General features: G+C 72.9%; 9 protein-coding genes. 6 read left to right on the top strand and 3 right to left on the bottom strand.

All coding sequences use genetic code 11. The annotated features are described in order from the left end of the window. Positions 1-1,259 precede the first annotated feature (1,259 nt). The gene (locus ABT171_RS22845; RefSeq protein ID WP_351246553.1) at positions 1,260-2,570 is read right to left on the bottom strand and encodes an MFS transporter; all 1,311 of its coding nucleotides are present in this window, start codon (positions 2,568-2,570) and stop codon (positions 1,260-1,262) included. Positions 2,571-2,654: 84 nt separating this feature from the next. Here ABT171_RS22845 and ABT171_RS22840 point away from each other — a divergent pair, with 84 nt between their 5' ends. The 6 genes from ABT171_RS22840 (at position 2,655) to ABT171_RS22815 (ending at position 11,049) form a co-directional block, all read left to right on the top strand. Beyond that, positions 2,655-3,506 carry an ArsR/SmtB family transcription factor gene (locus ABT171_RS22840; RefSeq protein ID WP_351246551.1) on the top strand — a complete coding sequence of 284 codons (852 nt, stop codon included), beginning with the start codon at positions 2,655-2,657 and terminating at the stop codon, positions 3,504-3,506. Between the two features lie 253 nt (positions 3,507-3,759). Next, the gene (locus ABT171_RS22835) at positions 3,760-4,746 is read left to right on the top strand and encodes an aldo/keto reductase (RefSeq protein ID WP_351246840.1); all 987 of its coding nucleotides are present in this window, start codon (positions 3,760-3,762) and stop codon (positions 4,744-4,746) included. Positions 4,747-4,873: 127 nt separating this feature from the next. Then, positions 4,874-5,845 (top strand): threo-3-hydroxy-L-aspartate ammonia-lyase, encoded by a 972-nt coding sequence (locus ABT171_RS22830; RefSeq protein WP_351246549.1) that lies wholly within the window; start codon positions 4,874-4,876, stop codon positions 5,843-5,845. Positions 5,846-6,057: 212 nt separating this feature from the next. Continuing rightward, positions 6,058-7,647 carry a multicopper oxidase family protein gene (locus tag ABT171_RS22825; protein ID WP_351246547.1) on the top strand — a complete coding sequence of 530 codons (1,590 nt, stop codon included), beginning with the start codon at positions 6,058-6,060 and terminating at the stop codon, positions 7,645-7,647. A 235-nt stretch (positions 7,648-7,882) separates the two neighbouring features. Next, positions 7,883-9,487 (top strand): ABC-F family ATP-binding cassette domain-containing protein, encoded by a 1,605-nt coding sequence (locus tag ABT171_RS22820; protein WP_351246545.1) that lies wholly within the window; start codon positions 7,883-7,885, stop codon positions 9,485-9,487. Positions 9,488-9,597: 110 nt separating this feature from the next. Then, positions 9,598-11,049 carry a WGR domain-containing protein gene (locus tag ABT171_RS22815; RefSeq protein ID WP_351246543.1) on the top strand — a complete coding sequence of 484 codons (1,452 nt, stop codon included), beginning with the start codon at positions 9,598-9,600 and terminating at the stop codon, positions 11,047-11,049. Positions 11,050-11,071: 22 nt separating this feature from the next. Here ABT171_RS22815 and ABT171_RS22810 read toward each other — a convergent pair whose 3' ends face one another. Both ABT171_RS22810 and ABT171_RS22805 read right to left on the bottom strand, forming a co-directional pair. Then, positions 11,072-12,655: a glycerol-3-phosphate dehydrogenase/oxidase gene (locus tag ABT171_RS22810; protein ID WP_351246541.1), complete on the bottom strand. Its 1,584-nt coding sequence runs from the start codon at positions 12,653-12,655 to the stop codon at positions 11,072-11,074. Beyond that, a complete protein-coding gene (locus ABT171_RS22805; protein ID WP_351246539.1) occupies positions 12,652-13,251 on the bottom strand; it encodes a TetR/AcrR family transcriptional regulator in 600 nt (199 codons plus the stop codon). The genes ABT171_RS22810 and ABT171_RS22805 overlap by 4 nt, the downstream gene beginning before the upstream one ends. Positions 13,252-13,353: the final 102 nt, after the last annotated feature.

Here is a 13,353-nt window from a genome sequence, read left to right as displayed (position 1 = left end):
GGCCCCCGCCCCGGCGCCCGGCCCCCGCCCCGGCGCCCGGCCCCCGCTCCGGCGCCCGGCCCCCGCTCCGGCGCCCGGCCCCCGCTCCGGTCCCGGCCCCCGGTCTCGGCCCTCGGTCCCTGCTCCGGACCTGGCGCCCGGCGCCCGGTCCCCGCTCCGGCCCAGTCTCGGCCCCTTGGCCCTGGCCCCGGCCCTTGGTCCCTGCTCCGGTCCCGGCGCCCGGCGCCCGCTCCGGTCCTGACATCTGGCCCCCACTCCGGTCTCGGCCGTCGGTCTCGGCCCCCGGCCCCCAGCCCCTGCCCCGGTCCTGGTGCCCGGCCCCCGCTCCGGTCCTGGCCCCGATCACCGGTCCCTGCTCCGGTCTGGCCCAGCCCCCGGCCAGAGCCCGGACCCCGGACTTTAGACCCCGAACCCCGAACCCCGGTCCTGGTCGCCGGTCCCTGGCCTCGGATCTTTGGGTCCCAGGTGGACTCGTTCCAGACCCCAGACCCCAGCAGACCCCGGACCTTAGACCCCGGACCTCAGAGCCCAGTCCTGCTCGCCGGTCTCCGGCCCGGCTCCGTGGTCCCCGATGCCTCGTCCCCGGTCCCCGGTCCCCGGCTCCGGGGGCGTGTGTCCTCTGGTCCCGGCTCGGGCCTGCGCCATGCCGTCCGGCTTCGGCGCTGGCCCAGCCGTCTCCGGGTGCGGTTCGGACCGGTTGTGTCCCCGTCGCGATTCCAGGCGTGTACGCGTCCCCGCCCCGGCTCAGACCCGGTGCGTGCCGTCCCGCTTCGGTTGCGGCCCGGAATGCCTGGCCCGGTTCCCGCCGGATGTTCTCCGCACCAGGTCCGGCCGGATGCGCCCCCTCCAGGCCCCGCCGGATGTTCTCCGCCCCAGCCCCGGCCGGATGCGCCCCCGTCCAGGCCCTGCCGGATGTGCCGCCCTCCTCGCCCCTGCCGCACGGCCACCGCCGGTGGAACAGTGACCGGCGTTCAGCGGCTGTCGGGCGGGGCCGGGTGCCGCTACCCGGGAGCGTGACGTCCGCCCCGAGACCCCCTGGGTCGCTCTGTGCGGGAAGCGGCGCTCGGCGTATCGCTGCGCCTGCGAGCCCCTCGTCGGGCGCGGCGTCCGGGCTGCTGAGCGTGGTGTGGTTCGGCTGCGGTTCCAACCAGCCGATCGGACCGTCCCGGAAAGACCGTCCCAGAACAGCACGTATGAATAGGAACCTGCCTGTGTGCCCCCCGTGGCGGTGAACGTCTCCGCGGACGTCACGGAAGGCGTCAACGGGGAGTTGAGGCGCAGGCCGGAGCCTCGGTGTCCGCATCCGTGAGCCTGCCGGGCAGTTCGCGTACCGTGCGCAGCGGTGAGAGCAACACCGGGATCACGGCGAGCAGTTCCCCCAGTACTCCGACCCACATGGCCTGCCGCACCCCGATGCTCTGCCCCAGCGCGCTGCCCAGGAGCGCACCCACCGGCATGGCTCCCCAGACCACGAAACGGACCGACGCCGTCATCCGGCCCAGCAGCGGCCTGGGGCACAACTGCTGCCGGAAGACAACAGAGTTGATCTTGAAGGTCATGAACACCACCCAGCCGAGGCCCTGGAGCGCGACACCGACCGCGAACCGCCAGTCGGGCTGGAACATCGGCAGCGCCAGCATCCACAGCAGGCCGCTCACGGTCACCGACAGGCACATCGCGGGACCCTGCCCGATCCGGGCGGCGATCCTCGCGGTGAGCAGGCTGCCGAGCAGACCGCCCACCGCCTCCGCGGTGAAGACCAGCCCGCACAGGAACGGCGACAGCCCCAACTCGCCGTTGAGCAGCACCAGCAGCATCGACGCGCCGATCATGGCGGCCAGGTTGGAGATCGCGGCGGTCAGGGTGATCGCCCGCAGCAGCGGGTTGCCGAAGACGAACCGCAGCCCCTCGGCGATCTCGGACCGGAGGCTCGCCTCGGGGCGGACCTCGGGTCCGGTCTCGCTGCCGCGGATCCTCGACAGGAAGAGCGCCGAGGTCACGAAGCCGACCGCGTCGACGACGATGGCCACCGGCGCCGTCAGCGCCCCGACCAGCACACCGCCCAGGCCCGGCCCGCCGACCTGGGCGATGTTGCGGGTGGCCTCCAGCTTGACGTTGGCCTCCAGCAGCCGGCCGTCCTCGACGAGATGCGGCAGATAGCTCTGGTAGGCCACGTCGAAGAAGACCGTGCACACCGACATGCCGAACGCGGCGGCGTACAGCTGGCCCATCGTCAGGACGTCCAGCCAGTACGCGACCGGGATCGAGCCGAGCAGGACCGCCCGGGCCAGGACACAGGCGATCATCACCGGACGGCGGCGGACGCGGTCCACCCAGGCGCCGGCGGGCAGGCCGATGACCAGGAAGGCGAGGTACTCGAAGACGACCAGCAGACCCGTCTCGAACGGCCCGGCGTCCAGCGTGCCGATGGCCACCAGGGGAAGGGCGACCAGCGTCACCGCGGCACCGGCCTGGCCGACCGAGTCCGCGGTCCAGAATCTGCGGAAGTCGGGGTGGAAGCGGAGGCTGGAGCGGGACGGCTTGAGGCCGGGCAACCGGGATGGAGTCATACGGGAAGATCACCAGCGTAGTGCCGCGGCCGCCATTGTTTTAGTCTGGGCGAAAACATCGGTGACCGGCGGGGGAGAGACGGCATGGGTGCCGTGCGGTTCGGTGTGGACGACATCGCCAACGTCAGGTTCGCGATGTCACCGCTGTGGGAGACGGTCGCCAGCTACCGGGCGGCCCTGGACCCGGGCATGCACGTGGTGCATCTGCCGTGGATCCGCTCGGCGTTGACCCTGCTGCGGGACGCGGACCTGGCCGAGCGGACCGCGCCCCTGAAGTCACTGGTCCGCACGCCACCGCCGCGCTGTCCGCTCGCCGAGATCGAGGAGGAACTGGTCTTCCTGCCCCCGGCTCCCGGGCTCCTGGACGCGGTACGGGCCTGGTGGGGGGCCGCGGTCCAGCCGTACTGGCCGCGGATCCGCGCGGTGCTGGAGGCGGACATCGCCTACCGGACCCGGCAGTTGGCGGAGGACGGAATCCGGCACGTTTTCGCCGGCCTGAACCCGGCACTGACCTGGTCCGGGGACACCCTGCTCTCGCCGGACCTGCCCGAGTCCGACCCCGGCCTGGGCGGCGCCGGGATCACCCTGGCACCCACGGCGTTCGCGGTCCGCTGCCGCTTCCTCACCGAGGACGGCCCGGCCCAGCCCGCCCTGGTCTACCCCGCCCGCGCCGTCGGCACCCTGTGGGAGCGCCGGGACCCGGCCGGGGACAGCCTGGCCCGCCTCCTGGGCCGTAGCCGGGCCCAGCTGCTGAGCTACACCAGCTCGCCCGCCACCACGACCCAGCTGGCCGCCCGCACCGGCCTGAGCCTGGGCGCGGTCTCCCAGCACCTCGCGGTCCTGCGGGAGGCGGGCCTGGTGACCAGCCATCGCTACCGGCGCGAGGTCAACTACGCGGCCAGCGACCTCGGGATCGCCCTTCTCGAACGCGGCTGAGGCCCCGTCAGGTCGTCCCGTCCACCGAAGGCTCCTGGGGCGATGCACGGCAGCTCGGGCGGGGCTGACGTGAGTGAGCACGGGCGACATGAGCCGTGGCCCGAACCTGTGGAAGCGTGGCCCGGACCGACGCCGCGTCGGCCGGGCCCGCACCGATACGATCATGATCACGCAGACGGAGAAGTCCCGTCCGGTCCCCAGCCCCGCGCTGCGGCGCACTCGGCGGGACCACACCGACGAGGGGAACCGCACCATGGAGTACGTCAAGCTCGGCACCAGCGGCCTGGAGGTCTCCCGGCTGGCGCTGGGCTGCATGAGCTACGGCGTTCCCGACCGGGGGCCGCACCCGTGGACCCTGGACGAGGACGCCGCCCGACCGCTCATCCGCCAGGCCCTGGACGCGGGGATCACGTTCTTCGACACGGCCAACAGCTATTCCGCCGGCACCAGCGAGGAGATCGTCGGCAGGGCGCTCGGGGAGATGGCCCGGCGCGAGGAGGTGGTGATCGCCACCAAGGTCTACTTCGCGGTGGAGAACGGCGCGGCCCGCAGCGACCGCCCCAACCGGTCGGGCCTGTCCCGCAAGGCGATCATGACCGAGATCGACCACAGCCTGCGCCGCCTCGGCACGGACTACGTCGACCTCTACCAGATCCACCGCTTCGACCCGCACACCCCGGTCGAGGAGACCATGGAGGCGCTGCACGACGTGGTCAGGGCCGGCAAGGCCCGCTACATCGGGGCGAGTTCCATGTACGCCTGGCAGTTCGCCAAGCTGCAGCACACCGCCGAGCGGCACGGCTGGACGAAGTTCGTGTCCATGCAGAACCACTACAACCTCCTCTACCGCGAGGAGGAACGCGAGATGCTGCCGTTCTGCGCCGACCAGGGCGTCGGCGTGATCCCGTGGAGCCCGCTCGCCCGCGGCCGCCTCACCCGCGACTGGGACGCCGCCAGCGTCCGCAGCGAGACGGACGCCTTCGGCCGGACCCTGTACCAGCCGGAGGACAAGCGGATCGTCGACGCCGTCGCCGCGATCGCCGCCCGCCGCGGTGTCCCGCGCGCCCAGGTGGCCCTGGCCTGGGTGGCCTCCCGCCCGGGCATCTCCGCACCCATCGTCGGCGCCACCAAGGAGCATCACATCCCGGACGCGCTCGCCGCGCTCGACCTCCGGCTCACCGACGACGAGATCCGGGAGCTTGAGGAGCCGTACACGCCCAGGGGGATCAGCGGTCACTGAGACCGACTGCGGTCCACGCCGCCCCACGCCCGTCTGGCCGATTCCTGGACAGACGGGCGTACGTATATCTAGAGTTCAAATCCAGAAGTAGAAAATTAGTCCAAGCCGCCTGACGAGGAGACCGCCCATGGCCGCCGCCACTCCACGCGTAACGTTCGACGATGTCCGTGCGGCCGCCGCGCGCATCGAAGGCGTCGCCCACCGCACCCCCGTCCTCACCTCGCGCACCCTGAACGCCCTCGTCGGCGCCGAGGTGTTCATCAAGTGCGAGAACTTCCAGCGCGCCGGCGCCTTCAAGATCCGCGGCGCCTACAACGCAGCCGCCCGGCTCTCCCCGGAACAGCTGGCCAAGGGCATCGCCGCCTACTCCTCCGGCAACCACGCCCAGGCCACCGCCCTGGCCGCCCGCGAACTCGGCACCGGCGCCGTCATCCTGATGCCCGAGGACGCCCCGCGCTCCAAGCGCGAGGCGACCGCCGGATACGGTGCCGAGATCGTCACCTACGACCGCTACACACAGGACCGCACCGCGCTCGGTACGGCGCTGGCCGAGGACCGCGGCCTCGCCCTCATCCCGCCCTACGACCACCCCGATGTCATCGCCGGACAGGGCACCGCGGCGCTCGAACTCCTCGACGAGACCGGCCCGCTCGACGCCCTGGTCGTACCCGTCGGGGGCGGCGGCCTGATCGCCGGAAGCGCCACCGCCGCCAAGGCCCTGCACCCCGGCATCCGGATCATCGGTGTGGAGCCGGAAGAGGGTGACGACACCCGGCGCTCCCTGGAGAGCGGCGCCCGTGTCACCCTGCCCGTGCCCCGGACCATCGCCGACGGCCAGGCCCTGCCCACGCCCGGCGAGATCACCTTCGAGATCAACCGGCGCCTCGTCGACGCCATCGCCCTGGTCAGCGACGCGGACATCGTGAGTGCCATGCGCTTCGCCTTCGAACGCATGAAGATCGTCCTGGAGCCCAGCGGCGCGACCGGCCTGGCCGCACTCCTGGCCGGCCACGTCGACAACCTCCCGCCCCGCATCGGCGTCATCGCCTCCGGCGGCAACATCGACACTCGCCGGTTCACGGAACTCGTCGGCGGCTGAGGGGGGTTGCGGCGCGCCGCCGCGGCGGCGCCGCTCAACAGCCGGGCCGTGCGAGGCGCACCGGCGTTCCCGGAACCGGAGGCGCCGTCGCCGCCGGCCGTCCGCGGCGCGGCCCGACGTACCGCCCGCCGACCGGGTCACGGAGTCCGACATCACCGACGCGCACGGCGCATTTCCCCCTATCCCGCCGCAAATTGTGTCTTATTACAGCCATGCACACACCTTCGCGGCGTACTCTGCTCCGTGCCCCGCTCGCTGCCGCCGGCGCGGGACTCCTGCCCGTCCGTCCCGACTCCGTTCTCCGCCCCCACCGCGCCCCCGAGGGGACCGCGCTCGGCGGATCCGCCTTCGGCCCGCCGGGACCCGGGACCTATGTCGACCCGTCGGGTCCGGAAGTCCTGGCCGCCGAGCGGAGACGCGGATCCGGCCCCGTGCGCAGCTTTGCCTTCACCGCCGGCCAGGCCACGCTTGACCTGGGCGGGCGGACCGTCCGGAGCTGGGCGTACGACGGCACGCTGCCCGGCCGGGTGGTGCGCGTCACCGCCGGAGACGTCCTGAACCTCACCCTCGCCAACCGGTTGCCGGCCGCCACCACGCTCCACGCGCACGGAGTGCACCTGCGCAACGACATGGACGGCGTCCCCGCCGTCACCCAGAACGCCATCCGCCCGGGGGCCGACTTCACCTACCGCTTCGCCGTCTCCCACCCGGGCACCTACTTCCTCCACTCCCATGTCGGAGTCCAGCCCGACCGGGCGCTGTACGCCCCGCTCATCGTCGACGACCCCAGGGAACCCCTCTCCTACGACAAGGAGTGGGTCGTCGTCCTGGACGACTGGGTCGACGGCGTGAACGGCTCCACCCCGGACCGCGTGCTCGACCAGCTCCAGCCCGGAACCGGCATGTCCATGGGGCGCGGAGGCATGGCCATGGGTTCCGGACGCGGTGGTCTGCCGACCGGTCCCTCCCGAGTGCTGCGCACCTCGTACAGCCGGATGCTCGACAGTCCCGGCGGGAGCGTGGCCTACCCGTACTACCTCGTCAACGGCCGACTGCCGGCCAACCCCGCGGTGTTCCGGTGCCGCCCGGGCGACCGCGTCCGGCTGCGCATCATCAACGCGGGCTCCGAGACCGCCTTCCGGGTGGCGCTGGGCGGCCACACCATGACCGTCACGCACACCGACGGCTATCCCGTGGAGCACGAGGAGACCGACGCGCTCCTCATCGGCATGGCCGAGCGGTACGACGTCCTGGTCACCGCCGAGGACGGCGTGTTCCCCCTGGTCGCACTCGCCGAGGGGAAGCAGGGCCAGGCACTCGCCGTGCTGCGCACCGACGGAGGCAGAAGCATTCCCGGGCGCAACGTCCGCCCGGACGAGCTGGACGGCAGGGTCGTACCCGCGCGTCGTCTCGTACCGGACGAGTCCGTGGCGCTGGACGACCGTGAACCCGACCGGGAGCTGCGCCTCAGGCTCACCGGCAGCATGCGGAGGTTCGACTGGCGCTTCGACCACCAGCCGTACGACCCGCGCAGGCGCCACCCGGTGCGCGCCGGCGAACGGGTACGGCTCACCCTCATCAACGCCACCGACATGTGGCACCCCCTGCACCTGCACGGCCACACCTTCGCGGTCACCGGCCTCGACGGTGTGGGGACGCGCAAGGACACCGCCCTGGTACTGCCCCACCGCAAGCTCGTCGTCGACTTCGACGCCGACAACCCGGGCCTGTGGATGCTCCACTGCCACAACCAGTACCACTCGGAGAGCGGCATGATGACCATCCTCGGATACCTCAGGTGACCGGCTGATCCAGGCACGCGGACCACTCTCGGGAACGCTTGGTTCCCGTGCCCGGCGCGGGTGCGCCTTCCCGCGCCGGGCATCGGGCCGGGCCCCGGACCCCGGCCCGGAAAAGCGGATGCGCCGCTCGGAGTGCGTCCGTTAGCGTGCCCCCATGTCCACGCCCCGAATTTCCTAGCTGAGGACCCGCTTCCACGCCAGAAGTGTGTCCTCCTGCTATCTCGGAGCGTTACCCATGATCACCGCTCGTGACGTCGAGCTGCGCGCCGGTGCGCGCCTGCTTCTCTCCGGCGTCTCCTTCACCGTCTCCCCCGGGGACCGGATCGGCCTCGTCGGCCGCAACGGCGCCGGCAAGACCACCCTGATGACCGCGCTCGCCGGACGGTCCCGGCCTGCCGCCGGCACGATCACGCACACCGGTACGGTCGGCTTCCTCGCCCAGGACTCCCGTGCCGCCGACCCCGCCGTCACGGTCACCGACCGCATCCTGTCCGCCCGCGGCCTCCACACCGCGCTGCGCGAACTGCGTGTGGTCGAGGCGGCGATGGCCGACGCCGCCGGTCCGGCGGCGCTGGAGCGGGCGATGAACGCCTATGCCCGTGCGGACGCCGCCTTCCAGGCGGGCGGCGGCTACGCGGCCGAAGCCGAGGCCGCCCGGGTGGCCGCCGGACTCGGCCTGCCCGAACGGGTCATGGGCGAGCCGGTCGGCACCCTGTCCGGCGGACAGAAGCGGCGCGTGGAACTCGCCCGCATCCTGTTCGCCGGAAGCCGCGGCACCCTGCTGCTGGACGAGCCCACCAACCACCTCGACGCCGACTCGCTGGGATGGCTGCGCGGCTTTCTGCAAAACCATCAGGGCGGGCTGGTGGTCGTCAGCCACGACACCGCCCTGCTCGCCGACGTCGTCAACCGGGTCTTCCACCTGGACTCCGCACGGGCCACGATCGACATCCACAACACCGGCTGGACCACGTACACGACCCGACGCGAGACGGAGGAGCGGCGCCGTACCAGGGAACGGGCCGGCGTCGAACGCAAGGCCGCCGCCCTGCACGCACAGGCGGACCGCATGAAGGCCCGGTCCGCCACCGCCACCATGGCCCGGAGCATGGCCCGCCGCGCCGACCGGATGCTGGCCGGGCTGGAACCGGCCCGGCGCACCGAGAGGACGGCGAGGATCCGGCTGCCCGAGCCCGCCCCGTGCGGGCGGACGCCGCTCGGTGCGATCAGCCTGGCCAAGTCCTACGGCGGCCACCGGGTCCTGGACGGCGTGGACCTGGCGGTGGAACGGGGCAGCCGCATGGTCGTGCTCGGGCTCAACGGCGCCGGCAAGACCACCCTGCTGCGGATCCTCGCCGGTGCCGAACAGCCGGATTCCGGACGCGTGGTGCACGGGCACGGACTGCGCCTGGGCTACTTCGCCCAGGAGCACGACACACTCGACACCGGCCGCACGGTCCTGGACAACCTGCGTGCGACCGCACCCCACCTGGACACCGGTGAGGCACGGCGGGTGCTGGGCGCGTTCCTGTTCAGCGGCGACGACGCCGACAAACCCGTGGGTGTCCTGTCGGGCGGCGAGCGGACCCGGCTGGCACTGGCCGCACTGGTCCACTCCGGGGCGAACGTCCTGCTGCTGGACGAGCCGACCAACAACCTCGACCCGGTCTCCCGCGACGAGGTCCTGGCCGCGGTCGGCTCGTATCCCGGTGCGATGGTGATGGTCACCCACGACGAGGGCGCCCTCGACGCCCTGCGCCCCGACCGCGTCCTGCTCCTGCCGGACGCGGCCGACGACCTGTGGAGCGAGGACTACCGAGCCCTGGTCGCCCTCGCGTAGCCGTGCGTGGAGGCCGGCGACGGCGGCCCGTTGTCAGTGGCCGGCCTTACGGTTCGATCAGTGAGGACCTGCCGGAACGGCCGCGGGTCCGCCCTGGGGAGGGGTCTGCCATGACCACGGCGTCCACGGTGTCGACGACGTATCTGGAGCTGTCGCAGGAGGGCGGCGGCGCCCACAAGTTCTACGAGGTGACCGTCGACGGTCCGGTGGTGACGGTGCGGTACGGAAGGATCGGCGCCGCGGGACAGACCCAGACGACGACGTTTCCGACCGCCGAGAAGGCCAGGGCGGCCGCCGCGAAGAAGGTGGGGGAGAAGGTCCGCAAGGGCTATGCCCCCGCCGTCCAGGGGCAGCGTGCCCCGCGGGCGGTGACCCGGCGTCAGGTCAGCTCGGCCCCGTCCACGGCGCGGGCGGTGGCACCCGTGCTGTGGCGGTTCCGCACCGGATCCGCCGCGTTCGGCATCCATGTCGACGACCAGCACTGCTGGGTGGGCAATCAGGCGGGTGACGTCTACACCCTCGGACACGACGGTGCCGTCCTCGCCCGGTTCAGCCTGCCGGACGGAGTGAAGTGCCTGGTCGCCGACGACTTCTGGATCTACGCCGGCTGTGACGACGGCAAGGTCTACGACCTCTCCTCCAAACTGCCCTTCGCCGCGTACGACATCGCCGCCGACGTCGACATCTTCTGGCTGGACATCCACGAGGGCGTCCTGAACGTCTCGGACCGCGCCGGCCGCCTCACCGTCATCGACCACGAGGACGAACACCAGTGGGCCCGCCGCAGCCAGGGCGAACACGCCTGGATGGTCCGCGCCGACGACCAGGCCGTCTACCACGGCCACCACCGGGGTGTGACCGCCTACGCGCCCGACGGCGGCGGCGAGTTGTGGCACACGGCCACCAACGGAAGCGTGCTGTTCGGCTGGCAGGAGGACGCCGCCGTGTACGCGGGCACCGGGCACCACGTGGTCCAGCGGCTCTCGAAGGCGACCGGCGCGATCGAGGCGACGTACGCCTGCGACAGCGCGGTCTACTCGTGCGCCACGTCCCCGGGCGGCCGGTTCGTCTTCGCCGGGGACGCCGCGTCGTCCGTCTACTGCTTCGACCAGGACGGCACGCGTCTGTGGAAGCTCGGCACGGGCGGCGGCTCGGCCTTGTCGATGCAGTACCGCGACGAGCGGCTGTACCTGGTGACCACCGACGGCTCGCTGGTGTGCGTCGACGCGAGCGAGACCGCCATCACCGCGGCCCAGCGGGGCACCGTGCCGGTGGCACGGGACGTCAAACTCGCCGCCGCCCTGCCGACCTACGCACCCGCCACCGCCGTGGCCGCGGTGGCCACCGTCGACCGGGCACCGTCCGGAAGCGTCGTGGTCGAGTGCGTGCAGGAGGGCGGCCGGCTCCGGGTGCACGTGGTGTCCGAGGGCTACGACCCTTCCTGGAAGGTCCAGTTCCCGCGCGCGATACGCCAGCCGGGCGCCCGCTACGTCGTGGACGCCCTGCACCCGGCGGCGGGCGGCTTCTACCGCGTCCGCGGCGACATCCGCCGCCTGCTCTGAGCCTCCGCCACGGCCCTGCGGTTCAGGGGCGCGCCGCCCGCGCCTCCGCCAGCACCTCGCGTGCCACGGAGAGCACCTCGGCGCGGTCCTCCGGCACCAGACCGATGCGGGTACGGCGGTCCAGCAGGTCGGACTCGTCCAGCGCGCCCTCGTGCAGGACCGCCCACAGCAGTTCCGCGCGGGTGACCGGGTGGCCCGGCAGCACCGGCTCGGCCAGGGCGGGGTCCTGTGCCGCGAGGGCGTGGACGGCCTCGGCCTCGGTGCCGTAGCGGCGGACCAGGCGCCGGGGTGCCGACATCGCGCGCAGCCGGGCGGGTGCGGCGGCGCCGACCAGCGGCAGTGCGGCGGTGGGGGAGGGGACCGCGGGAAGGCCCCGGGCGGCGGTCGCGGCGTCCACGGCGTCCTGTGCCATCCGCCGGTAGGTGGTGAGCTTGCCGCCGACGATCGTCGTGACCCCGTTCGGGGAGGTCAGCACCGCGTGCCGGCGGGAGATGTCGGAGGTGCGGGCCGGTGCGCCGTCCGGGCCGTCGGGTGCGGACGTGTCCAGCAGGGGGCGCAGTCCGGCGAAGGCGCCGACGACCTCCTCCCTGGCCACCGGTGCGTCCAGGACCGAGCCGAGCACGTCCAGCAGGAAGCCGATGTCCGTCTCCGGCACTTCCGGGACGTCCGGGATCCCGCCTTCGACCGGCTCGTCGGTGAGGCCGACGTACACCCGGCCGTCGCCCTGGGGCAGGACCAGCACGAAGCGGTTGGTCTCGCCGGGGATCGGGATGTGCAGACCGGCCGGCAGGGTGCCGAGCCGTTCCGAACGCAGGACCAGGTGGGTGCCGCGGGACGGCCGGATCCGGATGCCCTCGACGAGACCGCCCGCCCACACCCCGGCCGCGTTGATGACCGCCCGGGCCCTGATCTCGCCCTCCTCGCCGGTGAGTTCGTCGCGGACGCGGGCGCCCGTGCCGGTCAGCTCCAGCACCCTGACCCGGGTCAGCACCCGTGCGCCGTGCGCGGCGGCGGTCCTCGCCAGAGCGGTGACCAGCCGGGCGTCGTCGGTCACCCTGCCGTCCCAGGACAGCAGTCCGCCGCGCAGCCCGGCCGTGCGCACCGAGGGCGCCAGGTGCCGGGCCTCCGTCGCCGTCAGCCGGCGCGGCGCGGGCAGCACCTGGCGCGGGGTCCGGGCGGCCAGCCGCAGCATGTCCCCGGCCCGGAACCCGGCCCAGGCCAGCGAGGCCTGGGCCTTGGACACCAGCGGGGTCAGCGGCAGGACGAACGGCTGGGCGGCCACCAGGTGCGGGGCGGTCCTGGTCATCAGCACCCCGCGTTCCACCGCGCTCTCATGCGCGACGTCGAACTGAGCGGAGGCCAGATAGCGCAGCCCGCCGTGGATCAGCTTCGAGCTCCAGCGCGAGGTGCCGAAGGCCAGGTCGTGGGCGTCCACCGCGACGACGTCCAGCCCGCGTGCCGCCGCGTCCAGGGCGGCCCCGGCTCCGGTGGCGCCGAGGCCGACGACCAGGACGTCGGCGACCCTGCCGTCCGCGGCGTCGGCCAGTTCCCGCCTGCGGCGGTGGGCGCTGAGCGACGAGCCCGCGTGGGACCTGGTGTGGCTCATGGCGTGAGGGTCCTCTCCAGGAGGGTGCGCAACTCGGCGAGGAAGGCGGGGGAGTCGAGCTCCGGATCGTCCTCGTCGGTCATCGTGCGCAGGGACAGGGTGAAGGACTGCACGGTCAACAGCAGGGCGCGGGACTGCCGTTCGACATGGCCGGGACGTACCGACCCGTCCGCGTGGCCCGCGCGCACGGCGTCGGCCAGCAGGTTCAGCAGTGCCTCCTGGCTGGCTCCGCGCCGGTCGAGCACATACGGCAGCAGCAGTTCCGGATCGACGTCGACGATCTTGCGGAAGAGCGGGTGCGCCCGGAACGCCTCGACCCCCGCCACCAGTCCGTCCACGATCCGGGTGCGCGTGTCGGTGCCGTCGGCGGGTTCGGTGATCGCCCGGGTCGCCACGTCGATCCACTCACGGGTCATCAGATCGCCGACCAGGGTCCGCAGGTCCGGCCAGCGCCGGTACAGCGTCATCCGGGACACGCCGGCGCGGCGGGCCACGTCGGCGAGGGTGGTGCGGCGGACGCCGACGGCCAGCACGCAGTCGCGCACCGCGTCGAGCACATGATCGTTGTCCGAACCGTTGTGACGAATAGGCGTCATGTGTCACAGTGTAACGCCCCGGGGGCCGGGCGGGCAGCCGCCGTTACCCGGGGAACGGCCACCGGCCGTGCGCGAACCGAGCACACCGAGCACACCGACCTG

Origin of the sequence: Streptomyces sp. NPDC001851, assembly GCF_040297165.1 — a bacterium.
GTDB lineage: Bacteria > Actinomycetota > Actinomycetes > Streptomycetales > Streptomycetaceae > Streptomyces.
Note: the sequence above shows the minus strand (reverse complement) of the source record. Positions and strands in the feature narration are given on the sequence as shown.

Coding starts and splice junctions, on each gene's coding strand:
- ABT171_RS22845 (WP_351246553.1), bottom strand. CDS start 2,570: ATGACTCCATCCCGGTTGCCCGGCCTCAAGCCGTCCCGCTCCAGCCTC.
- ABT171_RS22840 (WP_351246551.1), top strand. CDS start 2,655: ATGGGTGCCGTGCGGTTCGGTGTGGACGACATCGCCAACGTCAGGTTC.
- ABT171_RS22835 (WP_351246840.1), top strand. CDS start 3,760: ATGGAGTACGTCAAGCTCGGCACCAGCGGCCTGGAGGTCTCCCGGCTG.
- ABT171_RS22830 (WP_351246549.1), top strand. CDS start 4,874: ATGGCCGCCGCCACTCCACGCGTAACGTTCGACGATGTCCGTGCGGCC.
- ABT171_RS22825 (WP_351246547.1), top strand. CDS start 6,058: ATGCACACACCTTCGCGGCGTACTCTGCTCCGTGCCCCGCTCGCTGCC.
- ABT171_RS22820 (WP_351246545.1), top strand. CDS start 7,883: ATGATCACCGCTCGTGACGTCGAGCTGCGCGCCGGTGCGCGCCTGCTT.
- ABT171_RS22815 (WP_351246543.1), top strand. CDS start 9,598: ATGACCACGGCGTCCACGGTGTCGACGACGTATCTGGAGCTGTCGCAG.
- ABT171_RS22810 (WP_351246541.1), bottom strand. CDS start 12,655: ATGAGCCACACCAGGTCCCACGCGGGCTCGTCGCTCAGCGCCCACCGC.
- ABT171_RS22805 (WP_351246539.1), bottom strand. CDS start 13,251: ATGACGCCTATTCGTCACAACGGTTCGGACAACGATCATGTGCTCGAC.